Below are 26,244 nucleotides of genomic sequence, written 5' to 3'. Positions count from 1 at the left end.
CCTCTTCAGGGGCGCGCAAGAAGGCGAAGCCGACGCGCCGGGACAGAAAACCACAAATCCTGCCAACGAAACCAAATTCCTTCATTATCTCAAAAAGCCCGCCTCGTGCGGGCTTTTTTGATTCCTGAAGGAATGAAGCCAAGGCTTCAGCGCGCAGATCCGATCCTTCAGCTCAATCCGTTCCGGGCCAGGAAGTCTGCTGCTTGCATTGTATCCAAGGCGCCGGCCGTCTCCCGGAAGTAAGGCAGGCCTTCCCAGAGGCTGCGATCGCCGACAATATAGAACCGCCGCTTGGCGCGGGTGAGGGCGACGTTCAAGAGGTTTGGCTTCGAGGCGGCCCAGCTCGCCGCTCCGCGATGGTCGGTATCGGCGCCGAGCACCATGAAAACGATGTCTTCCTCCTTGCCCTGGAAAGTATGCACCGTGCCGATCCGTTCCTGCAGCCATTTCGACAGTTTCGGTGGAGTCGAACGCGTATTTCCGTTCCAATCGCCCCATGCTGCATGGACCAGAGCCTGCCTCAGACCATTCTTGATCTCTTTGAACGGCGAAATGATATAGAGATCCGGCAATGCGCCGTCCCGGCGATAAGTGGCAGTCAGGAGACCGACGATGAAACCCGTTTGTTCCGGAACGGCTTGTTTGCCTGACACCCTTCCCCTGACGTCGATCCAGGTACTGTCGCCATAAAACGGTGGAGCGTCACCGGCCGGCCGGCGCTCTTCCAGCCCGAAGACCATTTTGTTTTGATAGGCGATCTGATTGGCAAGGCTGAACATCGGGTCGATGCAGCGACGATGTACCCTGAGGGGGCTGCCGATCCAGAGCCCGTCCGCCTCCTCGCCCTGAACGGTCGTTCCATAGCGGTTGGCGGCATCGGCCAGCATCTGCACCGACACTCTGTTCGGCGAATATTGTCCTGTCGCCGTGTGGGGCGAGAGCGCCGAGGTGGCGGTGATCAGCGCGCTGGGCAGCGTGAAGACCGGTTCGATCTGCTGGGGATCGCCGATCACCATGACGCGGCGCGCACGCAACAGGGCGCCGACGGCCGCTTGCGGCACCGCCTGACCGGCTTCATCGATGAAGACCCAGCCGATCGATCCGGCTTCGAGACCGCGGAACTGCCGGGCAAAGGAGGCAAAGGTCGTCGACACGATCGGAACGATCATGAAAAGGCTCTGCCAGATCAAGGCAATGTGCCGGCTGTCGGCGGGACCGTTGTTGGAAAGCAGTTTGTTGATGGCGACGATGTTTCCGCCAAAACCTCCGCCCTTCTTGCCGACATCCGCCAGCCACGCTTCATGCAGCGTCAATGCCGTTGCCAGCAATGCCGAACGCAGATCTGCCAGTTCGTCTTTGTGCCACAGACCGTCAATCTGGAACTGATCGGTCTCGAGATCGGCGAGACGCCCGGGGAGGGTGGGATGATCGAGAATCGTCCCGAGACGATCGAATTCTTCTCTCCTCCGGGACCAGATTTCCCGTTGCGATCTGAGCGCCCGTTCGGCCCGCTGGTGTCCGCGCAGGTCCATGCGTTTTTGCAAGACGGCGCTCGCATTCCGCCAGTGCCTTGCGCAATTCCAGCTGCCCGCGTGCATTGGCGCCGACATCTTGCCGATGCTGCCGGGCAGGAGCGTTGGGCAACACTCTTTCCCACCACGCAGGAGCGCTGCGGTCGAGCAGCTGCTCCTCCTCCTTCAGATGCGACAAGCCTTCCCTGATACGAAGTATTTCGGCTTGGACCATGTTGCATCTGTCCTGCGCTTGCCGAAATTCGCTTTCGGCTGCCCTGACCCCTTCAACCGCCTCGCGGCAGAAGGCATCCTGCGAAACCTGGGCGATTTCGTCATGGAGATCGGCATAGCGTGCACATTGGCCGATCTTGTCGCGAACCGCGCCGTCGGCGGCATGAAAAGCCGCCGAGGCTTCGGCAAAGGTCGGTCCATCATAGCTTTTCAGCCATTCCCAAATGGTCTGCGGCTTATCAGGGCCGGACCAGCCGGGCTTCGGCCGGTCGGTGATTTCCATGAAGGCGAAACGTTCCTTGAAGGCCCGGCGGTTCCGGGAATTGCCGAGCGCACAGGCGACCAGCCCCCATGGGCGGTCGCCGTCGGAGAGCTTGATGGTGGCACCATTGTCCTTCTGGCAAGCGATCTTGTTCGCGACCGTCTGCAGATATTGGAATGAACACGTGTTCGCGATCGCGCTCCGCTTGGGAAGGTCACGCGAGATATTCTCCACGGCGGCATTGTTGGAGGAGGCGACGACCATTTCGAAACCGGCAAGCGCCGGAATCAGCGCCGATATGGAGCTCGTGCTCCGGTCGGCGAAAGCGACGCGGCGCGCCGAACCGCCAAAGGCATCGCGCGCCGTCTTCAAGGAGGAGAGCACCCGGGCGCGCCGAACGATATTATCAGCGAACATGTCGCGAAGCAGGGTCGTCTTTCCCGTCCCCGGCGGGCCGTTGACCGAGGATAGTCCTGTTTCCGAAAGGTCGCCGATCGCCGTATTGATTGCAAACTGCTGCATGAGGCTCATCGCGTGGTGAGGTTCGCTGAGCCAACGTCCGCGGTTGAGATTGCCTGGATGCAAGGCCCGAACGATCGCCCGGCGTCCGTCCTCGGAGTAGAGGTCGATCCGCTTCTCCTGCGCGAGCGGCGTGAGATATTGCCTGAGCGGCTTGGGGATATCGCCGCGTTTGACCCCCATTATCGCCTGCTCGATGTCCTCGATGAAGAAGCTGTTCAGGATACCGATCTCTTCTTCGATGTTTGCACTCTCGTCCTCCTCGTCGTCGGCATCGGGCGCATTGTTCTCCTGCGGTGGCGGCAGGGAGAGGACTTCCGGTTTTTCCGCCCTGTCTCGGTAGCGTATTTCGACGGCGGCGATGGGCTTTTCCTGACGCGAGGCAAAGCCGGCCCAATCGCAGAGCAATTCATGCAGCGTCAGGATTTCGCCGGCATCGATCGGTTGATCGTCCGTGTCCTCGGAAGATGAAGATCTCAGCTGCCGCTGCGCCCGAAAATTTTGAAGCAGTTCCGACAGTTGCTGCTTGCTGCCGGCAAATGCCTCGTGGCTGAGCGAGGAGAGGCCGGATTTGCGCACCCGCCCCAGAGCCCATGGCAGCGTCGAAACGGAAAACGTTTCGAACATCGGCTGCCCCAAGGGGGAGAGCTGCAGGCTGGCAAAGCAGGTATCGCCGTCGAGGTCGCCGCGTTCGGCATCCTCATATTCTGATATATCGCCGGCAACGCTGTCGAAATGCCTGCGGATGTCGGCAATTTCCGATTTGCTGAAAACGCCGAGGAACAGGGTAAAACCCGTGATCTGCTTCTCCTCGGGGATCGCCGGGCGGCTGAGTGCCGCGCCGTCATCCTCGAGTGTCTTGGCATGCAGCCAGAACACAGTTCGGCCGGCAGCCGCGACAACACGGCTGGAGAGATCGTAAGGAATGAAGAACTCGATTTTGTGCCAGAAATCGAGAATGGCGAGAAGCCGTTCTCTTTCGGCGCCATCTGCATCGGTCTGCATGAGTTCTCACTGAGGAGTTGCAAAAATAGGCTCGTGCTTGTTTTAACAACGATCTCAGCTCAAAATCAAAGACCATGGCGACCGCGCGGCCTGGAACCGCCGCACTGCATTTCCGCACCATGGCAAAACCGCGTCAATGCAGACGCGGCCGGCGTCGCTCGCTGAGCTGCCGCCCCCGGCTCCAGCGGGCGATACTCTCCGCCACGACGTCCACCTTACGAGGTGCAGGCTCCGCACTCAAACGGATTCGTTCGAGCGCGGCACTCGCCTTGGCGACATAGTCGAGTGCGGCCGGATCGTCCGAATGCACGCCCTGGATCGCAGCAAAGACCGTCTCCGCTTCGGCCAGCCGTTTGCCGGCAGCAAGGGCGATGCCTCGCTTGTAATGCGCCTGGATGAGATGTGGCCCGGTCTCGACGACCCGGCGGAAAGTCTCGGCGGCCTGGTCGTATTGATGCAGGGCAAGCTGTGTGTCGCCAAGCCGCATCTCTATCGGTGTCGGATCGGGCGCTCGTTCGGTGAGAGCCTTGTAGGCAGCCAGTGCCTCCGTCAGCTTGCCTCGGTCGAACAGCAGATTGGCGAGCCCGAATTCCGCGCCGGTATGGCCGGGGGCAGATTGCAGGACCTGGTTGAAGGCAATCTCCGCTTTCCCACGGGCGCCGTTCCGGTACATGTCGAGCGCCTGTTCGTAGACGAAACGAATGCTGCGCGGGTTGAGCACGCCATGCAGGTTCTGGCCGCTGCGGGTGCGGAACAGGGTGCAGCTGATCCGCCTTTCCTCCACCCCGAACATATATTTATAGGGCTCGTTTCCGCGCAGGAAGTCATAGGTCTTGAAGCCGTCCTCGATCGCCCGCCGGATGCAGTAACCATGCAGGATGAGACCGGGAGACGGCGTCTTCCAGGTCTCGTCGCGGCCGGTGATGTAAAAGAGGATCGCCTTCTTCTGCCGATCGACGATGTTGGCCAGCGCGCCGAGCGGCTGGTCGCCATGCCATAAGACCGGCACGTCGAGATTGCCGCTGTTGAAGCAGTCCATCAGCATTTCGCGCGTGGTGATGATCAGCCGCTCGGTCCGCTCCGCGCCTTTGATAGCACTCCATTTGGTTCGCCAGAGATTGAAGAGGATGTCCAGGTCTCGATGGATGGTCTCGGGCGTCGCCGTGGTGATCCGGAAGATATCGTCGCCTTCGACCTTGCGCAGGAACCGGCGGAGCTTCTGGCGCGTCTGGCTGCTCATCCGCTGTTCGAGATAGTCGTCGAAGCTCGCCGGCAGGGGGACGATGGGGCAGACCGTATTGTCGATGTTCTCGCTGTTCTTCGGCGCGCTGTCGCGAAACATCACCTCCGGGCGCCGCAGCGCCTCGATCATCTTCTCGCGCCGCCCGGCAGGGCCGCTGAAATATTCGAGCTTCAGGTCGGTCCAGTTCTGATGTTTGATAAACGAAGCAAAGCCGGCAATGGCGTGATGCTCGTAATCCGGCCTGACGATGAAGCCGGTATAATCGGCCGCAAAATTCCCGGCCATCATGATCTCGTCGTAGAAGAGCCCGGTCTTCTCGTTCAGATGCGTGATGAGGCGCAGGGGAAAAAAAGCAACATAGGGCGCGTCGGGATCGCGTTCGCGAAGGGCGAGGATGAACCAGCGGCGCCGGCGGGAGAGATAGTTCTTCAGCCAGATCCAGGAGAGGAAATGCTGCGCATCGGGATCCTCCATGAAGACCTGATCCCAGTTGTCGCGGACCGCCTCGAACCCGGCAATGGTGTCGATGATATCTATGCGCATGGCCGCCCCCCCAATACCCCATACGTCACTCGGGAGCCTTTCATTCTAATGGCAAACACCGATCTTCAAATAAACCGTCCGGATGATTTGCAGGGCTTAAATAGGATTAGTCTTGAGCCGGCAAATAACCCAAAATCGGAATCGGTTTTTGGTTAAGATAAAGCATCTTTTCAAAGACATAGCGCACAAGGTGTCGCATCGGCACCGCGCGTCCATTCCTATCACCCGAAAGTGTGCGGCGGGTATGGCAGCGCGCCCTCCATACGGATTAGATCAAAGCCCACCGGAGATCTGCGGGCTCGCATGGATGAAGGCCCAGAGCGTCTGGCTGATGGCGACGATTTCGGCGATCGACTTCTCCAGAAGATCGATCTCGCGTGCATCCATCTGCTCGATCTTGCCGTAGCGGATCTCCTTATCGTCCTCGACCAGCCGCATCAGCTGCGTGCTCGAGATCTCTCCCTTCTCGTCGAAGGAATAGATGCAGTGATTGTATTTGTTGCGGATCCTGGATTCCTTTTTCAGCCGCGACATGGCGGAAAGGATCGCCTTCCGGTCGGAAGGCGGGGTCGAAGCGAGCTTGGCAAGCCGTTCAATGAGATCGATGCGGGCGCGCGTCGTGTTGAGCGTCAGGAAGACGACGATCGCCGCCTCTTTTTCGACCCGGAGAAGATGGGCGATGATATAGATCAGCAGGCTTTCGGTGTTCGTCCAGACATAATTCAAGCGGCCGACCCGCAGCAGGACATCGGACATCGCCGCCATGCCAGACCCTTTCTTCCCCGAAGGGGACGATCCATCCCGAAAGGGATGATACATGCCGATACCATATCAGAACAACGGCCAAGCGCTGATATTGAGCGGACCGCCCGCGGTCAGCGTTCCTTGAAAGCCCGGGACATGCTGTCGGTGATTGGTTTGCTTATATATTCGAAGAAGGTGCGTTCCGACGTCTGGATCAGCACTTCGGCCGGCATGCCGGGAACGGGATGGAAATTATGCACCCGCGCAATCTCGGAATCCGGTATTTCGACGCGCACGATATAGACATCCTTGACCGAGAGCCCCGCATTCTCCTCGATCGAATCGGCGGAGACGTAGAAGACCTTGCCCTGCAGAACCGGCGTCGTGCGCCGGTTGAGCGCCGTCAGCCGGATCGATGCCATTTCCCCTTCGCGCAGCTGATCGATCGAGGTGCGCAGCACCTGCGCTTCCAGGATCAGCGGCACATGCGCCGGCAGGATTTCCATGATCGGCTTGCCGGTTGTGATCACCCCGCCGGCAGTATGAAAATAGGAGCGTACGACCGTTCCCGACACCGGCGAACGGATGGTGGTGCGTTCAAGCACGCCTGCAGCCTCGTGCATCTGTTCGCGCACGCTGTCCAGATCGGATTCGGCGGTCTCAAGCGCATCGAGTGCCGCCTGCTTGTTGGAGTTGACGGCGATGACGGCTTCCTGGCGGAATTTGGCGATCTCTGCCTCGCTCTCGTTGATCTCACCGTTCAGGCGCGCAATGTCGCCCATTGCATCGGCGATCGCCCGCTCGATTGCCAACAGATCCGTCTTGCGCATATAGCCGACCTTGACCAGCCGGGCCTTGGAATCGCGTTCCTCGGTCAGCAGCGACAGCTGCCTTTCGAAGGATTCCTTTTGGCCGGTATAACCGGCGAAACGGAATTCCAGCGATTGGATGTTCTTCTCGATCAGATTGAGCTGCTCTTCGAGCTTAATCTGCTTGCTGTGGAAGACGACGTTCTGGCTCTGGATGATCGCGCCGATGTCCGGGTCGCTTGCCTCTTTCATCACGATGGCGGGAAGCTGGAATTCCCGCAGACCCTGTGCTTCGGCGCGCAGCCTTGCGACAACGGCCTCCAGGCGCAGGCGCCGAAGCTGCAGCATCCGCTCATTCGAGCGGGAGGTGGTGGGATCGAGGGTCAGCAGGATGTCGCCTTCCCTCACAGTATCGCCTTCGCTGACGCGCATCTCCTTGATGATGCCGCCCTCCAGATGCTGGACGATCTTGTTGTTGCCGGTCGCAACGAAACTTCCCTGGGCGATGACGGCCGAGGCAAGCGGCGCCGTTGCGGCCCAGAAGCCGAACCCTCCGAACGAGGTGAAGAGAACCGTCAGGCCGACGATGCTGTGCATGCGGATCGAGCGCGGAACGTCGCTGTACCATTCGAGCTGTGCCGGACCTGATGTCTCCTGCTTTTTCCGTCCCATCTCCTTCACCCCTGAATACGCGGTGCTTGTTGACCACCATTGCCGTTGCTCTTGGAAAGCGCCTGCAGCACCTCGATCCGCTCCCCGAACATGGCGACCGTGCCTTCTTTGAGGACGAGGATCTTGTCGACGCATTGGAGAAGGGCCGGGCGCTGGGTGATGGTGACGGTGGTGATGCCTTGTTTCTTGGCGTGGATCAGCGCCCTGGCAAGTGCTGCCTCGCCCTGTGTGTCGAGGTTCGAATTCGGCTCGTCGAGAACGACGAATTTGGGATTGCCGAAGAAGGCGCGGGCCAGCGCGATGCGCTGCTTCTGGCCGCCCGAAAGCGGAGCGCCGTCGGCCGCCACGACCGTTTCGTAACCCTGCGGGAAGCTGGCGATGAGCTCGTGTACGTCGGCCAGCACCGCGGCCTCGTAGATCTGGTGATCTTCGATGTCGTCGCGCATGCGGCAGATATTCGCCTTGATCGTTCCGGGGAAGAGCTGCACGTCCTGCGGCAGATAGCCGATGCTTTCGCCGAACTGGCGCTGGTCCCAGTTGCGCAGATCCATCAGGTCGAGGCGCACATTTCCCGATGTCGGGACGATCGAGCCGACGAGCATCTTGCCGAGCGTCGTCTTGCCGGAGCCGGAATTGCCGATGACCGCCAGCGATTCCCCCTTCTTGAGCGAGAAGGAGATGCCGTTGAGAATGACCTTCTTCTGCGGCGGCGGCACGAACAGAATGCGCTCGACATCGAGCCGGCCTTCCGGATTGGGGAGGCGCAGGCGCGGGAAGTTCAACGGCGAGTTCAACAGCAGGCTCTTGATCCTGCCATAGGCGGATGCCGACCGGTTGAACTGGTGCCAGCCTTCGATAGCGCCTTCGATCGGCGCCAGCGCGCGTCCCGAGATGATCGAGGACGCAATCACCATGCCGCCGGTCAGCTCGCCGGAGAGCGACAGATGCGCGCCCCAGCCGAGCAGGGTGATCTGGGTGATCATCCGGCAGGCCTTCGAGATGCCGGAGAAAATGATGTTGCGGTCCTGTGCTTCGACTTGCGATTTCAGCGAGCCCGCCGTTTCCCGGCCCCACATCTTCACGGCCTCGGGGATCATCGCCATCGCGTTGATGATCTGCGAATTGCGCGACATGGAATCGAGATGGAAGTTCGCCCGGCTGAGATAGCCGTTGGATTCGGCAAATTGTCGGGCGGTAAATTTCTGGTTCAGATAAGCGATGATGAACAGCACCGCGCAGCAGGTCATGATGATGATGCCGAGATGCGGATGCACGAAATAGACGACGACCACGAAGAACGGCATCAGCGGCGCGTCAAGAAACGCAATCAGCGTGCCCGAGGTCAGGAAGCCGCGCAGCAGCTGCAGATCCTGCAGCGTCTGATAATCCTTGCCGCTGCCATGCAGCGAGGCCCGCGCCGCGGCGCTGAGGATCGGCGCGCCGAGCTGTACCTCGAGCTCCACCGCGGTGCGCATCAGGATGAAGCGCCTGATGGTATCCATGAAGGCCTGCAGCAGCACGGCGCCGAGCACGGCGATCGAGAGCATGACGAGCGTATCGATGGAGCGGCTGGTCAGCACGCGGTCGGATATCTGGAAGAGATAGAGCGGGATCGCCAGCAGCAGCACGTTGATGGCGATCGTGAACATCATGACGACAATCATATTGCGGCGGACCGCCGCCATGCCGCGCGAGAGGCTGGCGGCGAAATTCACAGGCTCGCTGCGCTTGTGAAATCCGCCGCCGCTTCCCCCGCCCCCGCCCCCGCCGCCCCCGGGATCGGAATCCTTGCCGTTTCCGCCGCCGCCGGTGCGCAGCCGCCGGTCGGTTTCGCTGATCGGACCACGCTCGCCTTCGATGGTCTTGCCGAAGGGCATCGTCGGGCTCGATTTGAGCTCGGTCTTTTCTTTCGGCAGCTCAGGCGGCAATTCGGGCGCCGCCCGCGCTTCGATCGGCGGCTGCACGGGTGCTTCCGCCGCTCTTGCTGCAGCCGGGCTCTGCGCCACCGCGGCGGGAGGCGCTGCTTCTGCATTTGAGGCTTCCGGCACGACCGTCATTTGCGGGAGGGGCGCCTGCACTATAGCTGCACGCGCCGTACCGGCAGCTGCGCTTGCTGCGATCTGGGCCGTCTGCTTGCTGCGATCGGCAGATGGAGATGAAGGGGTGGCGCCGCTGAGCCGGCGAAGGTTCTCGACCGCTTCGTCGATTGTCGAGATGCACAGCGCGGCCGTCGCCGCTTCCGAGGGAGCAGCGGAAGGTATGCTGCCCGACCTCAAATCGAGGGCGCTGCCTGCGGCAAAGACTTGTTTCGACATCTGGTTCATCGTGATTCTCTTGGAATATCTAAGGTCAAGCGGTCATGGCTTGCATGACGTCGACGGGATGCGACGACCATGAAAGGTCATGTCCTGCATTGATCACACCATCGGCGGAATCGCCGCCCGACGGATCGTCGTCATCGAGGAAGGCGATGACTTCGTTGGCGAGCCTGTCGTCGGCCGGTTGCGGCTGTGTCGTATCGTGCTCCACCAGGCCGCCCTGAATGAGGATGGCGTCCGAGTAGAGCTGGCCCGCCAGATAGGTGGTCTGGCCAAAACTGTCATAGTCGATGATTTCGGCGATATTGACGACCGCATTGCTGCCGGTGTCGATCGTCACCGTTGCGCCGGGATTGTTCTCGAGGAGCGTCGACGCAGCCTGGGTCACATCATCGGAATCGCCGAGGATGCTGACCTGTTTTATGATCGTCATGTCGTAGAGATTGCCGGTGATGTAGAGCACGTTGAGGCCGGCATAGCCTTGGAAGTTCACATCGAACGACAGCCCTTCCGGCATATTGGGATCGCGATCTTCGATCGCTTTCTGGGTTTCGACCATATAGTCCGGCATCGCCTCGAACGGGCTACCTGTCCCGACATTGTGGATCGAGGCGAAATTCCAGATCAGGTTGTTGCCGGTCTGTATGTCGGCGCCGGGATCGGCACCGTCTTCCGCCCGCACCCAATCATTGTCGTAGAGCAGCGAGATCTGTGTGATGCTGTTGATGTCGAGCACATTGCCGCCGATGATCACCAGATCATACTGCATGCCCATCCCGAAAAAGGAGGAGAGGTTGATGGCGGTATTGCCGCCCGTCAGAACCGTGGTTTCGGATCCCGAGGTGGTCACCGTCATCGTGTCGTTGTCGCTGACGAAATGATACTGCTCGACCCACTGTACGAAGCAGACATTGCCGTCGATGACACTGACGCGCCAGCTGGTCGGGAACGTCGGATCGGCAGCATCGGTTTCGGCATAGTTCGATGCTTCGAAGGTGCTTTGTTGGAAGATGGCGATATTCTTGGCGACCGTTCCCGCCTCCTCGGCCGAATGGCCCGATGAGCGCAGCGCCGAGTCGATCTCGTCGTTGTCGCTGTAGACAAAGGATTGAGAAACCGCGTCGATCTGGTGGTAGTCGCCCATGATGGCGGTGACCGAGGCGATGACGCCGGTATTGATCACCGAGGCGACGTTGACGACGACGTTCGCGCCGGCCGTCACATCGAGGCTGCTGCCGCTAGGGTCGGTCTGCTCGACGGATGAATTGACGGATGAATTGCTGTCGTCGGGTTCCTCCGGGATCTTGGCGAGACCGCGATCGGGCAGGAAGTCATCGAGAACGGGTATCTCGGCCTCGACCTTGCCGTTGACGTAGACGCTGTTGACCTCGGGATCGACGCGGATGAAACTATGCGTGGCGTCGGCGCTGAGCAAGGCTGTTCCACTGTCCTCGGTATTCTCGGTATTTTCGGTATCCCCGCTGTCCTCAGTATTCCGGGCATTCTGGATATAGTTTTCGAGATCCTGGGCGATCTTCAGCGCGCCGTCATAGGTATCGGTTCGGTGGAGGTCCGAAAACGGCGTGAAGACTTCGGCCTTGGTGCTGAACTCCGCCAGCCGCTCAATGACGAAAGCCGTGTCCCTGGGAGCATGGATGCCGTCTGTCATGTCGAGATAGTCGTCGTCGTAAAGGACGTTGACCTGGAGGACGTGGCTGATCGCCGAACCAGGCCCGGCAAAGACATTCAGTTCCGGCTCACCCGACAACACGATATCAGTCGCCTCACCGAAATGCGGTAACGGTATGTCCTTTGCGGCAATCGCCGCCAGCTTCTCGAGGCTCTCTTCGAAGATGCGGCCCAAATGGTGCGCCGGACCATATTCGATATCGTAACTGCCGCTTTTGTAGGTGATGCCGGGATCGTAGTCCTTGAGCAGGAGATTGGATGAGAAGCCCGCGGTAAAAGCGTCCTGATCCGGCAGAGCCGGCCCGTCTTCGTCCGGTCCTGCGCCTTCGGCATATTTGGTGCGCGCCCTCATCTCTTCCGTGGTCATCTCGAACAGACCGATGAAGTGCGCAATGATTTCCGAAATCTTCTCGATATGCATGGTTCGGCCCTCCCATTCGAAATGACGATCGGCCTTGAAGGGGTTCCCGCCGGGAGCCGTGTGGTCGTCAAACCGTTTTCAAGCAGTCAAACTGCACCGGCTGAGGCCGGTGCAGTTCGTCTTGGTCGTTGGAGGTCAGTGTCAGGTGCCGGTATCCTCGCCGACGTCGGAGATATGAGAATTGCCGCCGATGACGCTGGAGTCGACTGTGTTGCTGAGGAGGTTCGCGCCCTGAACGAGTTCGAGGTGGAAGCCGGAATTGGCAACGATTGCCGATGCATCGGCCGCGCTCGATCCTGTGGCGTCGTCGCCGGCCTTGAGATCCCAGCCCCTGCCGTCCATCTCCATGCCTTCTGCGCTGTCGGCGGTGCCGCCATTGGCATTCAGGTGGTTCTGGGCGCCTTCGTTCTCCATCTTGATATTCCAGGCGCTATCCTGGTCAGCCAGATGGTTCGCCTGGACGGCGCTGAAGCCGCTGTCGTTGCCTGCCCCACTCAGCGAATTGTTGAGGATGCTGTCGACGTCGAGTGTGAAGGAGAAATCGTCGCCGAGGTTGAAGGTGAGGTCGTGGCCGGCAACGCCGAGATTGCCGAAGTCCTTGACGTCCTCGATGACGGCGAAATCGGTGTCCGTCTTGTTGAAACTGTCTGACGTATTGTTGCTGTCGGAAATTGTTTTGGTATCGGTGTCTGTGATGGTCTTAGTATCGGTGTCCGTGATCGTCTTGATGTCGATGTCGTTGTCGCTGTACGACTTGCTGTCATAGCTCCAGTCGTAGTCATTGTCGCGGTTGTCGCCGTTATTGGCAGATACATCGATGTCGGTCTTGACGTCTACGTCGACGCTGTTGTCGGTATTGTCGCGATTATCGCCATTGGCGACGCCGACATAACCGGTCGAACCGTCGTCGACTTCAGTGGAATTGACAGCGCTGTTGGCAAAACCGTCGGCAAGCGCTCCGACCTTCGTAATTTCGATTTCGCCGCCCGGGGATTTCGGGTCGGGCTTATACGCGTCAGACATTGCAGTCTCTCCAGAAAAAAAACCGGAGCAGCTTTTCGAAATCCCTCTCATCTCAAATGGGATTTTGCTCGCGCTCGCTCCGATGCGGTTAACATCGGCAGATGTATTCAATACCAGTCATCTGCAGCTTGATCGCGATTTGTTGGATCAAATCGATGGTATTGGGAACGTACGTACTCAGTACAAGGCCGCACAAATCCAGCTCTTCATCCTGGAACGGATAAGGAGTATTCAGGCATTCTTTTCGTTGAGTTGCCCTATATGGAGGCCGTGTATCAAAAACGCACACCGATACATGGCCTTTCCACGTCGCCACTTGGGAGACGATCACAGATTGCTGGAAAAATTGCGGATCCGATAGCTATCAATTCGGGCTAAGGCGGATCTGCCACGTCCGGCTAGCCCCTGTCGGCGCTGGGTTGAGCGGTCTTCGATGGGGGTGTCGCTGTGCCGCGAGAAGTCAGAACCTTCGGCATTCGCCGCTGGGTTGAGCGGCATGGTTCGACGATCGCGTGTCTCATATCCGACACTTCATGCATGCCGAAAATATAACAATCTGTACTGAAATATTACATGCATCGCTGATCTATAGTGAGAGCAAATATAACCTTCAAGTATCAATCACAGTAAAAATACAACCAAAGCTTGGTATATTATCGTTTTTTGCCCACTAAAACTAATCACTTTGGGCCATTTCCTTCCTTCTCAATCCGTATTAACATAATTAAGAAATGTCTAAAAAATAAAGCGGTGACATCAGGGGCCGGCATTTCATACTATTTAATACCCGCCATCGCTCCACGTTTGAGTAAAGTGTAACGCTAGGGGAGGCGTATATGTTCATGACAGGCTCAGGAATGGAGAATACCGACCAGGGAGGAAAGTTGGGTTCGTCAGGAAATACTATACTGGTGGTCGCCAAGGCGGATCTGTTTTCCGAATGCATGGTAGAAGCACTGGCAAAGAAATTTCCGAACTGTGAAGTGTCGAGCATAACGAGCACAAAGCCGATGTTGGAAAAGGACACCGGCGATATGAAGCTCGTCTTATTCTATCATATACCTGCGCCGGAACTTCATGAGGCGCTGCAGGCTGCCCGCGAAAACCACCCGGAAACCTCTGTCGGACTGGTCGTCGAAGCGATCGACATGCTCGAGCCCTATGTCAGCCGGCTGGTCGAGGCAAGGATCATCGATGGCGTCCTGCCGCTCAACCTGCGGCTCGATGTCTTCATGGCCGCGGTGGATCTGCTGATGAAGGGCGGCGAACATTTTCCGTCAGCGCTTCTCAATCGCCTGACCAACAAGAACACCCAGCTGGAGCCCTCGCTCTATCAGACGAAGTCGGTCGATGCTGCCCGCACCAATGCGCTGAAGCTGAGACGCGACAGCATCTCCGCTTTGACCACCCGGGAGGTTCAGATCCTGGACCTCATCTGCAAGGGCACGCAAAACAAGATCATCGCCGACAAGCTGCATCTTTCCGAAAACACCGTGAAGGTTCATGTTCGCAACATCTACAAGAAGATGAACGTGCGAAACCGCACGGAGGCGGCATCCCGTTTCTTCAACGAGCATCCGGCCGGCGACGACGACATGTCCGGCCGGTGGCGCAATTGATCGACAGTGCCGCGCCTCTTTTCAGGCGCGCGAAGCACGTTGTAGCCCTTTGAATAGCTGCATGATTTTGCGGACCGATTCCGATTGAAGGAATTATGCAGTGGTCCTGTTGCTTCAGATCGAGGGGCGCGCAAAGCAGCGCGACTTCTGTCCGAAGCCGCTTGGTGAACAGATGTAAGGCGCCGAGCCGTGATAGGCGACGCGAACCGTTGCCGCAGTCGCGCGTTGGGGCCGATTTGCCGGATAGGCATAGGCTTTCGAAACACGCGGCGCCTCGGCCACGACGACGTTCTTTTTGGCGACGGCGGCTATGTCGTCGTTGACGAGCGTGCACGCCGTCGGTCCGATCGCAAGAAGCGTCGTTCCCCCGGCGAAGATCACAAAATAAAATAGACGCCAGCCCTTCGGCTGTGCCGCATCTTGTTTTTTCAACATGGCCAAAACCCCTGGCATATGGCGTTTCCGGATGCAAGCCCGGTCGCGCAGTTCAGCGCGGCCAACCTTCCCCATGACTTCTACGCCAGCTTCATTGAGTGAAGCTTGAGTTCTGTCGGGATACTCGTTGCAAGTGCAAAAGCGATAGAAAATGATTAATCATCTATTAATTGGAAGAATAGATGCGTAGTTATTTTGGATAATTGGAAATTTTGAAGTTGACCTCGGCTGTTATCGTCTTATCATTTAATTAATAATTCTGTTATCCGAAGAATAACTCAAAAGTTATTCATGAAGAGAAAGCCAGAATACGGATATCGGCAATATAAGTAAGACATGCAGTGCATAAACAAATCAAAAGACTAAAAACATGGGAAGGAGTTTGTCATGCGTAGTTTCGTTCCCAGCGAAGGCTATTCTCAAATATCAGGCATGCCGGTGCCCCAGGAGCCGCGCACCGTCCTGGTAAACGGCGGGGCCGGCTTCCTCGGTTCGCATCTCTGCGAAAGACTCCTGCAGCGCGGCCATAAAGTCATATGTCTCGATAATTTTTCGACCGGCCGCCGCGTCAATGTCGAACACCTCGCCTCGAACACCCGCTTCCACATCGTCGAGCACGATGTCCGCCGGCCCTTTGATATCGAGGCGTCACTCATCTTCAACTTCGCCTCGCCCGCCTCTCCGCCCGATTATCAGCGCGACCCGGTCGGCACGCTCCTGACCAATGTGCTCGGCGCCGTCAATACGCTGGATTGCGCGCGAAAGACCGGGGCGGTCGTCGTCCAGTCGTCGACATCGGAGGTCTATGGCGACCCGAACCAGAGCCCGCAACACGAATCCTATTGCGGCAATGTCAACCCGATCGGACCGCGCGGCTGTTACGATGAAGGCAAGCGCAGCGCCGAAACCCTGTTTTTCGACTATCACAGGACGTACGGCATTGACATCAAGGTCGGCCGCATCTTCAACACCTACGGTCCGCGCATGCGCCCGGACGATGGGCGGGTGGTCTCCAATTTCATCGTGCAGGCCCTGCGCAATGCTGATCTGACGATCTATGGCGATGGTGAGCAGACCCGCTCTTTCTGCTATGTCGACGATCTCGTTGAAGGTTTCCTGCGGTTCTCGGCCGCCGGCAGCACCTGCAACGGCCCGATCAACCTCGGCAACCCGGCCGAGTTCACCGTTCGCCGCCTGGCGGAAATCGTCCGGGACCTGACGAATTCCCGTTCCCGGATCGTCCACCTGCCTCGGGTCGTCGACGACCCCCGCCAGCGGCGGCCGGATATTTCCCGGGCCATGGCCGAGCTCGGCTGGCAGCCCCGCATCGGGCTCGAAACCGGCCTGGCCCGCACCGTCGACTATTTCGACGGCGTGCTCGCCGGCACAGAGAAGGCGGAGGTCGTATGAGATGCCCCGCTACATTCTGGTCACCGGCGGCGCCGGTTTCATAGGCAGTCATATCTGCAAAACGCTGGCGCGCGCCGGCATGGTCCCGGTTGCCTACGACAATCTCTCGACAGGACATGCCGACAGCGTCCGCTGGGGACCGCTTATTCGGGCCGAGCTTGCCGACGCCGCCACGCTGCGCCGGACGCTCGCAGAGTTTTCGCCCGATTGCGTCATCCATTGTGGCGCCAATGCCTATGTCGCCGAATCCGTCGAGATGCCGAGGAAATATTACCGGAACAACGTCGTCGGCAGCCTCACACTGCTCGAGGCCTGCCTCGACCAGGATATCGACCGGATCGTCTTTTCGAGCAGCTGCGCCACCTATGGCGTTCCCGCCTCCCTGCCGATACGCGAGGAAAGCCCGCAGCTGCCGGTCAACCCCTATGGGCGCACCAAGCTGATCTTCGAGATGGCGCTCGAGGATTTTGCCGCCGCCTATGGCATCCGCTTCGCCGCGCTGCGTTATTTCAACGCGGCCGGCGCCGATCCGGAGGGTGAGCTTGCCGAGCGCCACCAACCCGAGACCCATCTCATCCCTCGCGCCCTTCTCGCTGCCGCCGGCAGGCTGGAATGGCTCGATGTCTTCGGCACCGACTATGCGACCGAGGACGGAACCTGTGTGCGCGACTATATTCATGTCAGCGATCTCGCGCAGGCGCATCTTGCCGCGGTCAATCATCTGATGGCGGACGGCGGTTCGCTGAGCGTCAATCTCGGCTCCGGCCGGGGCACCTCGGTGCGGGAGATTCTCGACGCCATCCATCGCGCCACCGGCCGTGAGGTCCCCGTGCGTTATCGCGCCCGCCGCGCCGGTGATCCGCCGATCCTCTTTGCCAACACGGCAAGAGCAAAGGCCGAACTCGGCTTTTCGCCCTCTCTCTCGGATATCGATACGATCATCCGCACCGCCGGCCCAACCTTCGGACTGGGGGTGAGGGCGTGAGCAATGTTTCGCAAGCCGGCCACGGCCTAAGAGCGGCGAAAGCCGCCGGCGCGGAGGCATTCGATCCTGTCTTCGCCGGCCGGAACCGCGCCGTTTACGGCTTCGGCATCCTCTGCTGGCTGGCCGCACTCGGCTATTTCTGGATCTGGTGGTGCCAGTCCGCCCATATTATTTCCTGGGCCGCCTTCGTGCTCATCAGCCTCGTGCTTGGCTGGATCACGCTCGTTCCGGCCTATTTCATCCTGATCTTTCTCGATGCGAGGACAGTCAGCCCGGGCGCACGCTTGCCGGAAGGGCGGGTGGCGATGGTGGTCACCAAGGCGCCGTCCGAACCCTTTGCCGTCGTCCGCGCCACGCTGCAGGCGATGCTCGACCAGATCGGCGTCGATTTCGATGTGTGGCTTGCCGACGAGGATCCTTCGGAGGAAACCAGACGCTGGTGCGCCGAGCACGGCGTGCTGATCTCCACCCGAAAGGGGGTAGCGGAATATCATCGCACCACCTGGCCGCGCCGGACGCGGTGCAAGGAAGGCAATCTCGCCTATTTCTACGATCATTTCGGCTATGCGCGCTACGATTTCGTCGCCCAGTTCGATGCCGATCATGTGCCGACGCCCACCTATCTCCGCGAGATCCTGCGTCCTTTTGCCGATCCCGGCATCGGTTATGTCTCAGCGCCCAGCATCTGCGATGCGAATGCAGCGGCAAGCTGGGCGGCACGCGGCAGGCTCTATGCCGAGGCGAGCCTGCACGGTTCGCTGCAGACCGGATACAACAATGGCTGGGCGCCGCTTTGCATCGGCTCGCATTATGCGGTTCGCACATCGGCGCTTCGTGAGATCGGCGGCCTCGGCCCGGAACTTGCCGAAGACCATTCGACGACGCTGATGATGAATGCCGGCGGCTGGCGCGGCGTGCATGCCGTCGATGCCATCGCCCATGGCGACGGCCCAGCGAATTTCGCCGATCTCGTCGTCCAGGAATTCCAGTGGTCGCGTAGCCTCGTCACCATTCTGCTGCAACATTCCCGCCGCTATGTCATGCATCTGCCTTTGCGGCTGAGATTGCAATTCGTGTTCTCGCAGCTGTGGTATCCGCTGTTTTCCGCCTTCATGGCGGTGATGTTCCTGCTGCCGGTTGCCGCCTTGCTGACGGGCCATGTCTTCGTCGACGTCACCTATCCGGATTTCCTGCTGCATTTCGCGCCGATATCGATCGTGCTGACACTGTTTGCCTTCTTCTGGCGGGCGACGAGAACCTTCAGGCCCCACAATGCGAAACTGTTCGGTTGGGAGGGGCTCGCCTTCATCTTCCTGCGCTGGCCATGGTCGCTGGCCGGCAGCCTGGCGGCCGTTCGCGATCACATCTCCGGTTCCTTCGTCGACTTTCGCATCACGCCGAAGGGAAGGCAGCAGCAGCAGTCTTTGCCGCTGCGCGTCGTCGCGCCCTATATCGGGCTGGCCTGGCTTTGCGCCGCCGCGATGGCGATCCCCAACGAGGCCGCATCGGCCCAGGGCTTTTATATTTTCGCCGCGATGAACCTGTCGATCTATCTGTCGCTGACGGTGCTGATCGTCATGCGCCATGCGATCGAAAACGGTCTGCCGCTGCTGCCGCAATCACGCGGGCTCTGGCTGGCGACGGCAACGGGATTGGTGATCTGCGTCACCGGCGGCATGCAGGCCGGCAGCCATGGTCTGCGCAGCCTCGAAGCCCTTTCCCACGGCCAGACCATCATCAGTTTCAGCCAATCGCAGTTTGCCGTCGCCGGTGCCGGCCTCGGCGGCAAGACCAGGACGGTGAAGTTCCGCATCAGATGGAATGGCTTCGCAAACACGGCACAGGATCAACAGGGTGTCTGAGCCGGCGGAACCGGCAAGCGTCGAGTAGGAGGATGTAATGAGTATCGGATCGAGACTATATGGGGCAGCCCTTGCTCTCGGCCTGTGTCTGCCGGTGGCAGCGCTGGGTGCCGAGGCGGCGGGGAAGGACGCGCCGACGCCGCTCAGCGCCTATGAGCTCTATCGGATCTACGGTGACAAGACCTGGACATGGGACACCGGCGGCGGTCGTTTCTTCGATGAGGGCCGGCGCTTCGTCGCCTGGACCGACAACAAGGGCAAGCAGTCCTTCGCCGAAGGCCGATGGGTGGTCGACGATCTCGGCCAGCTCTGCATGCGCGCCACCTGGACCAATGCCGAGGGTGCCGCCCGCGCCAGCACCTGTTTCGGCCATCGCAAGATCGGCAATACGATCTATCAGCGGCGCCAGCCGGACGGCAACTGGTATGTCTTCCGCCATGCATCGGTACGAGGGGATGACGAGTTTCGCAAGCTTGTTCCCATGGATACGGTCAGCGCCAAGGCGCATGACCTGAAGCAGATCCTGCTCAATCAGGAAGTAGCCCGAAAAGGAGGGTGAGCCATGAACAGGCTGATGAAAAACAAACTCTCGACCGCCGCGATCGCGCTGCTGCTATTGTGTGCCGCGGATCTGCCGGGCCGAAGCGAGGTGCAATATGCCGGCATTGCCCCGAACCCGGCGGCAAGCGTGCGGGCGATCATCGACAAGCGCCCCGTCCTTCATGCCGACGGTATCAAGTTCGGAGCCTACGATCCGCACGGCGATTTCGGCGCGCAGGCGAATGTCGCGACCGAAGCCCTGTTCCTGCCCTGGGAGGACGTCGACCTCGAGACGCTACGCGTGGCCGATGCCTACGCGCTGGCAAGGGGCCGCAACCTGCTGATAACGGTGGAGCCCTGGTCTTGGGACGTCGATTGGCGGCTGACCTCGGCCGCGCTTCGCGCAAAGGTCCTGCGCGGCGATTACGATGTCAATATGCGTGCGATCGCGCAGATGATATCCCAGCTGAAAAGCCCGGTGATCGTCCGCTGGGGACAGGAGATGGAGGACAAGTCGGGGCGGTTTTCCTGGTCCGGCTGGAGCCCGCAGGACTATATCGCCGCCTATAGGCGGATGATGGATATCGTCCGCCAGGAGGCGCCCGGCACCGAACTCATGTGGTCGCCGAAGGGCGAGCCGGGCTTGCAGGACTATTATCCCGGTGACGATTATGTCGATCTCGTCGGGCTCTCGGTCTTCGGCCTGCAGCGCTACGACGAGCTTGCCCGCAATGAGCACCGGACGTTCTCGGAAGCATTGAAGCAGGGCTATGATCTCGTCGCCGGCTACGGAAAGCCCATCTGGGTGGCGGAGCTCGGTTATGAAGGCGGTGACGCCTATATCAGGCCGTGGATCGAAACTGCCACCTTGAAGCAGAGCGCTTTTCCGAACCTTCAGGAGGTGGTCTATTTCAACGACCGGGACGTGCACGCCTGGCCCTTCGATCTCGGCCGGCCGGACTGGCGCGTGGTCAAGAGCGTGGGCAATTGATCGCCTGAAAACGAGAGAGGCCCGCCGGGGTTTTGCGAACCTCTCCTCTCATGTCAGGCGATCGATCATCCCTTGATCGTCGCCTTACCCTCTTCGATGAGCCGGGTCGCCGCATCGGCCGGCGAAACCCGTTCGAAGGCGAGTTCGTCGCAGATCGGCCGCAGCACACGCTGGTCGAACTGGGTTGCGCCCATCGGCACCGGCGGCGGATATTCGCCGACCTGATCCTTGAGAAGATTGACGTATTTGACCGTTTCCTGCTCCGTCGGGTTGAGCTGCGGCAGGATGGCTTCACGCACCGTCGGCGACATCGGCACGCCGCGTTCGACGCCGAGAATCTTGCCGGCCTCGACGTCGTTGACGAAGAAGTCGATGAATTTCGCGGCCGCTTCGCCGTTCTTGGTCGTGGCACCGACGCTCCAGATCAGCGCCGGACGATAGTAGTGGCCGGAGGGGCCGCCCTTCTTTTCGCGCGGCAGCATGGTGATGCCGAGTTTGTTCTTGATGATCAGCTGATAGCCGATCATCTGGTTGGAATAGGCCATGCCGATCACCGACTTTCCGAGACCGAGGCAATTGGTGTCGATCGTGTTCTGATCGAGCGTCTGCACGTCGGCAGCAACGGTGCCGCCGGCCTTGCGCAGCTTTTCCCAGTAGTCGAACCATTCCCTGGCATCGTCGGCCGTGAAACCGAACCCGACGCTTTCCTTGGAAAAGAGGCTTTTGCCGCGCTGGCGCAGCCAGGCATCGAACACATAGGCGTAACGCGCCGCATAGGGCCCGCCGCCCTTGCCCGAGGACTTGGCGAGTTCGACGGCGAGCTTGGCATACTCATCCCAGGTGAGGTCGGCCGTCGGCAGCGGAATGCCTGCCTTTTCGAATTCGACCGTGTCGAAGAACATCGAGAAGGAGTTGAGGCCGAGGCCGACACCATAGAGCTTGCCGTCGACGGTGGTCAGCTTCAGCATATCGGCGCCGAAGCTGTCGACCTTCAGCGTCGAAGGGACGAATTCATCGAGCGGCAGGCAGGCGCCGCGCTTGGAATAGTCGGAGATCGTTCCCGGCTCGAGCTGGAAGACGTCGGCGACCGACCGGCCGGCCATCTGCGTTGCGAGTTTCGTCCAGTAGCCGTCGCCCGAAAGCGATTCACCGACGATCGTGACGCCAGGCGTTTTCGATTGATAGAGCTTGGCGACGTCGAGCGTGCGCTTGGCGCGGTCGTTGGACCCCCACCACATGGCGCGCAGCGAAGCGTCCTCGGCAAAGGCCGGAAAGGCGCCTCCCGCACCGAAGGCGAGGCCGGCGGCGGCACCCGCGGAGCCCATCAGGAATGAACGGCGATTGACCTGCATGATATCCTCCTTGTCCCCATTGCCTGCTGCCATCCTCCAATGGCGGTGGCAGGCATTTCGACGAGAAGAGTACGCAAAAAAATAATTATTGCAACAAATAACGTTCATCTTGCAAATTTGCGTAATTTGCATAAGGTTTGCCCATGAACGATCAGAAAATCAGGCGGCCGCGTCAGGCGGATATCGCCACATTGGCCGGCGTCTCCGTCTCCACGGTGTCGCGCGTGCTCGCCAACGAACCTGGTATCAGCGAAACCGTGCGCCGTCAGATCTTGAAGGTGGCGGCCGAGCACGGCTATCCGGTCAAACCGGCTTCGGAAACCGTGGCCGGAGCACTGGCGCTGATTGCCAGCGACGGTGTCACCGGCGGTCTCAGCGTCTTCTATGAAGCGATCGTCGACGGCCTGCGTGCCGGAGCCGCCGAAGCCGGCATGCCCTTCGAAATCCGGATGGTCCGCGAGGATCGCACCACCCCGGACGCCATTCGCGACTATATGCAGGCCGCAGCGGCTGACGGTCTCTTTCTCGTCGGCATCGATCCGAACGAGATGCTGCGCAACTGGCTGCAGGGCAGTATGACGCCGACCGTTCTTGTCAACGGCACCGATCCCAAGATGCAATTCGACGGCGTTTCGCCGGCTAATTTCTTCGGCGCCTATGAAGCGACCACGCGCTTGATGCGGGCCGGCCATCGCCGCATTCTGCATTTGAGCGGCTCGCACCGCCATACGATCCGGGAGCGCATCCGCGGTTTCGAGGCGGCCATCGCCGCCGTCCCCGGCGCCGAGGGTCGTTTCGTGCCCTTGGCGCTGCAGGGCGGCGCCAGTCACGAGGCCCATGAACGCACGGCCGCGATCCTTGCCGAGAATGCCGGCTTTACCGCTGCCTTCTGCATGAATGATTTCATTGCCGTCGGCGTGCTCGAAGCCGTCACCGAAGCCGGTCTGCGTGTGCCGGAGGATTTTGCCATCGTCGGCTTCGACGATCTGCCCTGTGCGCTGATGACCAATCCGCAGCTTTCCACCATGCGCGTCGACCGCGCCGCCCTCGGGCGCGAGGCCGTTTCGCTGATGCTGTCCCGTTTCCGCAACAGGACGGTGCCGGCGCGCCACATCTGCCAGGCCGTCGTTCCCGTTCCGGGAGGGACCGTTCCGAATGCTGAAACCCGTGAGTGATGCCGATGACCTATGATCCCGCCAGCGCCAATCCGCTCGCAGGCAATCCGCTTAAAACCCGCGCCGATATGCGCCGCGCCCTGCTTGATCTCTTCGATCCGCTGCTTGCCTGTTTCTCGAAAGGCAATGCCCGCGTCAGGCTGAGCGGCGCTGCCGCCCATTTCGACCGGGCGGCGGCCGATCTCGAAGGCTTCGCCCGCCCGCTCTGGGGATTGGCGCCGCTTGGCGCCGGGGGCGGCGACTTCGCCCACTGGCATCGTTTTGCCGAAGGTCTTGCCAACGGCACCGATCCCGCCCATCCCGAATATTGGGGAACGGTCAATGGCCGCGACCAGCGGATGGTCGAGCTTGCCGCCCTCGGTTTTGCCCTGGCGCTGGTGCCGGAAAAGATCTGGGAACCGCTTGATCCGCGCGCCCGCGGCAATGTCGTCGCCTATCTCAAACATGCCAGGCAGTTCGACTATGCCGACAACAACTGGAAATTCTTCCGGATTTTCGTCGACATCGCGCTTGATCGCCTCGGCGTCGATTTCGACCGCAGCCTGACGCGGCAATATCTGCAGGAACTCGAAGGCTTCTATATCGGCGACGGCTGGTATCGCGACGGCAACGTGCGCCGCATCGACCACTACATTCCCTTCGCCATGCATTTCTATGGGCTGATCTATTCGAAGCTCGTCGACGATGACTACGCGAAACGCTACCGCGAGCGCGCGGTCCTCTTCGCCCGGGATTTCCGCCACTGGTTTGCCGCCGACGGAGCGACAATCCCCTTCGGCCGCAGTCTGACCTATCGTTTCGCCTGCGCCGGTTTCTGGTCGGCGCTGGCTTTTGCCGATCTCGAGGCTCTGCCCTGGGGCGAGATCAAACATCTCTGCCTGCAGCATCTGCGCTGGTGGAAGGACAAGCCGATTGCCGATCGCGACGGCGTGCTGTCGATCGGTTTCGGCTATCCGAACCTGCTGATGTCGGAGAGCTACAATTCCGCCGGCTCGCCCTACTGGGCACTCAAGGCTTTCCTGCCGCTCGCGATCGCCGAGGATCATCCATTCTGGACGGCGAGCGAAAAGGTGCCGGAGCAGAGCTCTGATGTCGTTTCCCAGCGTCATCCCGGCATGGTGATCATGCGGGCGGGCGGCGATGTCGTGGCGCTGTCATCAGGCCAGGAAAACCTGCAGATGCGTTTCGGCACCGAAAAATATGCGAAATTCGCTTATTCCACCCGCTACGGCTTCAGCGTCGAATCCGACGAACGCGCCTTTGGCCTCGCCTCCTTCGATTCGATGCTGGCCTTCAGCGATGACGGCCTGCACTACCGTGTGCGTGAAACCAATGAGCAGGCCAGGCTTGCGGGCGATGTGCTGTATTCGAAATGGTCGCCCTTCCCCGATGTCGGCGTCGAAACCTGGCTGGTGCCCGCCGCCCCCTGGCATATCCGCCTCCACCGGATCAGGACGGGTCGGCCGCTGCGCATTGCCGAAGGCGGCTTTGCCATCGGCCGCCGCGACTTCGAGCAGGACACGCTGTCGGCTTCGGAGGGCGCCGCCTATGCGATCGGCGAAGCCGATTTTACCGGCATTCTTGACCTCGGCTCATCGGTCAAACGCGCCGGGCTGGCGCAGAAGGCGCAGCCCAACACCAATGTGATCGTCGCCAAGACCATCGTGCCGCAGCTGCGTGGTCAGATTCCGGCCGGCGAGACCATTCTGCTGACGGCGGTGCTGGCGCTCGACGATCCCGCCGCCGTCTCGTCTGTGTGGACGCGGCCGCCGAAAGCGCCTGATATCGCGGCGCTGGAGGCCCTGGTGCGGGAAAAGGGTGTCACCGTCAGCGCCATCGAAGCGCCCGGACAGATGCCATGAGTCGTCCGGCAATCGTCCTTGCCATGGAGCCGTCGCGCACGGAACATGTCCTGCCCGATGCGGTCCTACGGCGGCTCGACACCATCGGCCGCCTGCTGGACCCCGAGCCGCTGCAGCGCTTGGACGACGCGCGGGCAAGACGCCTACTCTCCGAAGCCGAAATCCTGATCACCGGCTGGGGGGCGCCCTATGTCGGGCCCGAGATTCCCGCGGCCGCACCGCAGCTTCGCCTCATCGTCCATGCGGCGGGCACGGTGAAGGGCATCATCGACGAAGCCATCTTCGAAACCGGCATCATAACGGTCAGCCATTCGGCCGAGGCCAATGCCGTGCCGGTTGCCGAATTCACGCTCGCCGCGATCCTCTTCGCCGGCAAACGCGCCTTTCGTTTCCGCGATCTCTACGTCGCCGACCGCAACCGCGATCGGACCTATCCGATGCAGCGCCAGGCGATCGGGAATTATGGCCGCACTCTCGGCATCGTCGGCGCCTCGCGCATCGGCAGGCGCGTGATCGAGCTCTTGAAACCCTTCGACTACAGGCTGCTGCTGTTCGATCCCATGCTCGATGCCGCCGAGGCAGCCGGATTGGGAGCGGAAAAGGTCGATCTCGACGCATTGATGCGGCGAGCCGATATCATTTCCCTGCACGCGCCGTCGCTGCCGTCGACGCAGCATATGATCGATGCGCGGAGACTGGCGCTGATGAAGGACGGGGCAACGCTCATCAACACCGCGCGCGGCATCCTCATTGATGAGGCCGCCCTGCTTTCGGAGCTGAAGACCGGCCGCATCGAGGCAGTCATCGACGTGACCGATCCCGAGATTCCAGACGCGGGTTCCGCATTCTACGATCTGCCCAACGTCTTCCTGACGCCGCATATCGCCGGCGCCATCGGGCTGGAACGCGGGCGCCTCGGCGAGATGGCGGTGGACGAGGTCGAGCGTTTTATGAGCGGCCGGCCGCTGCTCTACCAGATCCGCCGAGAGAATCTGGAAAACATCGCCTGACGTTTATTCC

17 protein-coding genes and 1 pseudogene are annotated in these 26,244 nt (G+C 60.4%); 9 read left to right on the top strand and 9 right to left on the bottom strand.

The genetic code is table 11. The features are described from left to right. Positions 1 to 167: 167 nt before the first annotated feature. From CO667_RS04810 to CO667_RS04780, 7 genes and pseudogenes are all read right to left on the bottom strand, one after another. A pseudogene (locus tag CO667_RS04810) lies at positions 168 to 3,531 on the bottom strand (DEAD/DEAH box helicase). Between the two features lie 133 nt (positions 3,532 to 3,664). Beyond that, positions 3,665 to 5,317 (bottom strand): GNAT family N-acetyltransferase, encoded by a 1,653-nt coding sequence (locus tag CO667_RS04805; protein ID WP_097617291.1) that lies wholly within the window; start codon positions 5,315 to 5,317, stop codon positions 3,665 to 3,667. 273 nt (positions 5,318 to 5,590) lie between these two features. Next, the gene (locus CO667_RS04800) at positions 5,591 to 6,082 is read right to left on the bottom strand and encodes a hypothetical protein (protein WP_097617290.1); all 492 of its coding nucleotides are present in this window, start codon (positions 6,080 to 6,082) and stop codon (positions 5,591 to 5,593) included. 110 nt (positions 6,083 to 6,192) lie between these two features. Next, a complete protein-coding gene (locus tag CO667_RS04795; RefSeq protein WP_097617289.1) occupies positions 6,193 to 7,542 on the bottom strand; it encodes an HlyD family type I secretion periplasmic adaptor subunit in 1,350 nt (449 codons plus the stop codon). A gap of 5 nt (positions 7,543 to 7,547) precedes the next feature. Continuing rightward, entirely contained in the window at positions 7,548 to 9,866 is a 2,319-nt protein-coding gene (locus CO667_RS04790) for a type I secretion system permease/ATPase (protein ID WP_097617288.1), read from the bottom strand. A 25-nt stretch (positions 9,867 to 9,891) separates the two neighbouring features. Further along, positions 9,892 to 11,970: a hypothetical protein gene (locus tag CO667_RS04785; RefSeq protein ID WP_097617287.1), complete on the bottom strand. Its 2,079-nt coding sequence runs from the start codon at positions 11,968 to 11,970 to the stop codon at positions 9,892 to 9,894. A 141-nt stretch (positions 11,971 to 12,111) separates the two neighbouring features. Continuing rightward, on the bottom strand, positions 12,112 to 12,993 hold the full coding sequence (locus tag CO667_RS04780; RefSeq protein WP_097617286.1) for a fibrinogen-binding protein: 882 nt from the start codon (positions 12,991 to 12,993) through the stop codon (positions 12,112 to 12,114). 836 nt (positions 12,994 to 13,829) lie between these two features. Here CO667_RS04780 and CO667_RS04770 point away from each other — a divergent pair. Further along, a complete protein-coding gene (locus CO667_RS04770; protein WP_097617285.1) occupies positions 13,830 to 14,612 on the top strand; it encodes a response regulator transcription factor in 783 nt (260 codons plus the stop codon). A gap of 114 nt (positions 14,613 to 14,726) precedes the next feature. On the opposite strand, the gene CO667_RS04765 is transcribed toward CO667_RS04770, so the two are convergent. Further along, positions 14,727 to 15,047 carry a hypothetical protein gene (locus CO667_RS04765; RefSeq protein ID WP_097617284.1) on the bottom strand — a complete coding sequence of 107 codons (321 nt, stop codon included), beginning with the start codon at positions 15,045 to 15,047 and terminating at the stop codon, positions 14,727 to 14,729. A gap of 387 nt (positions 15,048 to 15,434) precedes the next feature. Here CO667_RS04765 and CO667_RS04760 point away from each other — a divergent pair, with 387 nt between their 5' ends. Genes CO667_RS04760 through CO667_RS04740 form a run of 5 tightly spaced genes read left to right on the top strand, consistent with a single transcriptional unit; the run spans position 15,435 to position 20,835 of the window. After that, on the top strand, positions 15,435 to 16,457 hold the full coding sequence (locus tag CO667_RS04760) for a UDP-glucuronic acid decarboxylase family protein (protein ID WP_097617283.1): 1,023 nt from the start codon (positions 15,435 to 15,437) through the stop codon (positions 16,455 to 16,457). Between the two features lies 1 nt (position 16,458). Then, a complete protein-coding gene (gene galE / locus CO667_RS04755; RefSeq protein WP_097617282.1) occupies positions 16,459 to 17,442 on the top strand; it encodes a UDP-glucose 4-epimerase GalE in 984 nt (327 codons plus the stop codon). Beyond that, the gene (locus CO667_RS04750) at positions 17,439 to 19,304 is read left to right on the top strand and encodes a glycosyltransferase family 2 protein (protein ID WP_097617281.1); all 1,866 of its coding nucleotides are present in this window, start codon (positions 17,439 to 17,441) and stop codon (positions 19,302 to 19,304) included. Before galE ends, CO667_RS04750 begins: the two co-directional genes overlap by 4 nt. A gap of 37 nt (positions 19,305 to 19,341) precedes the next feature. Further along, complete coding sequence (locus CO667_RS04745; RefSeq protein WP_097617280.1) at positions 19,342 to 19,863, top strand: DUF995 domain-containing protein; 522 nt, start codon at positions 19,342 to 19,344, stop codon at positions 19,861 to 19,863. A gap of 3 nt (positions 19,864 to 19,866) precedes the next feature. After that, positions 19,867 to 20,835: a glycosyl hydrolase gene (locus CO667_RS04740; protein ID WP_097617279.1), complete on the top strand. Its 969-nt coding sequence runs from the start codon at positions 19,867 to 19,869 to the stop codon at positions 20,833 to 20,835. A 65-nt stretch (positions 20,836 to 20,900) separates the two neighbouring features. On the opposite strand, the gene CO667_RS04735 is transcribed toward CO667_RS04740, so the two are convergent. Then, positions 20,901 to 22,187, bottom strand: a complete 1,287-nt coding sequence (locus tag CO667_RS04735) for an ABC transporter substrate-binding protein (RefSeq protein WP_097617323.1) — start codon at positions 22,185 to 22,187, stop codon at positions 20,901 to 20,903. A gap of 143 nt (positions 22,188 to 22,330) precedes the next feature. Here CO667_RS04735 and CO667_RS04730 point away from each other — a divergent pair, with 143 nt between their 5' ends. Genes CO667_RS04730 through CO667_RS04720 form a run of 3 tightly spaced genes read left to right on the top strand, consistent with a single transcriptional unit; the run spans position 22,331 to position 26,234 of the window. After that, the gene (locus CO667_RS04730; RefSeq protein ID WP_097617278.1) at positions 22,331 to 23,362 is read left to right on the top strand and encodes a LacI family DNA-binding transcriptional regulator; all 1,032 of its coding nucleotides are present in this window, start codon (positions 22,331 to 22,333) and stop codon (positions 23,360 to 23,362) included. Between the two features lie 5 nt (positions 23,363 to 23,367). Beyond that, entirely contained in the window at positions 23,368 to 25,224 is a 1,857-nt protein-coding gene (locus CO667_RS04725; protein WP_097617322.1) for a DUF2264 domain-containing protein, read from the top strand. Further along, the gene (locus tag CO667_RS04720) at positions 25,221 to 26,234 is read left to right on the top strand and encodes a hydroxyacid dehydrogenase (protein ID WP_097617277.1); all 1,014 of its coding nucleotides are present in this window, start codon (positions 25,221 to 25,223) and stop codon (positions 26,232 to 26,234) included. Before CO667_RS04725 ends, CO667_RS04720 begins: the two co-directional genes overlap by 4 nt. The last annotated feature ends 10 nt before the right edge of the window (positions 26,235 to 26,244 follow it).

This window comes from Rhizobium sp. L43 (assembly GCF_002531725.1).
In the GTDB taxonomy this organism is placed as follows: domain Bacteria; phylum Pseudomonadota; class Alphaproteobacteria; order Rhizobiales; family Rhizobiaceae; genus Rhizobium.
Note: the sequence above shows the minus strand (reverse complement) of the source record. Positions and strands in the feature narration are given on the sequence as shown.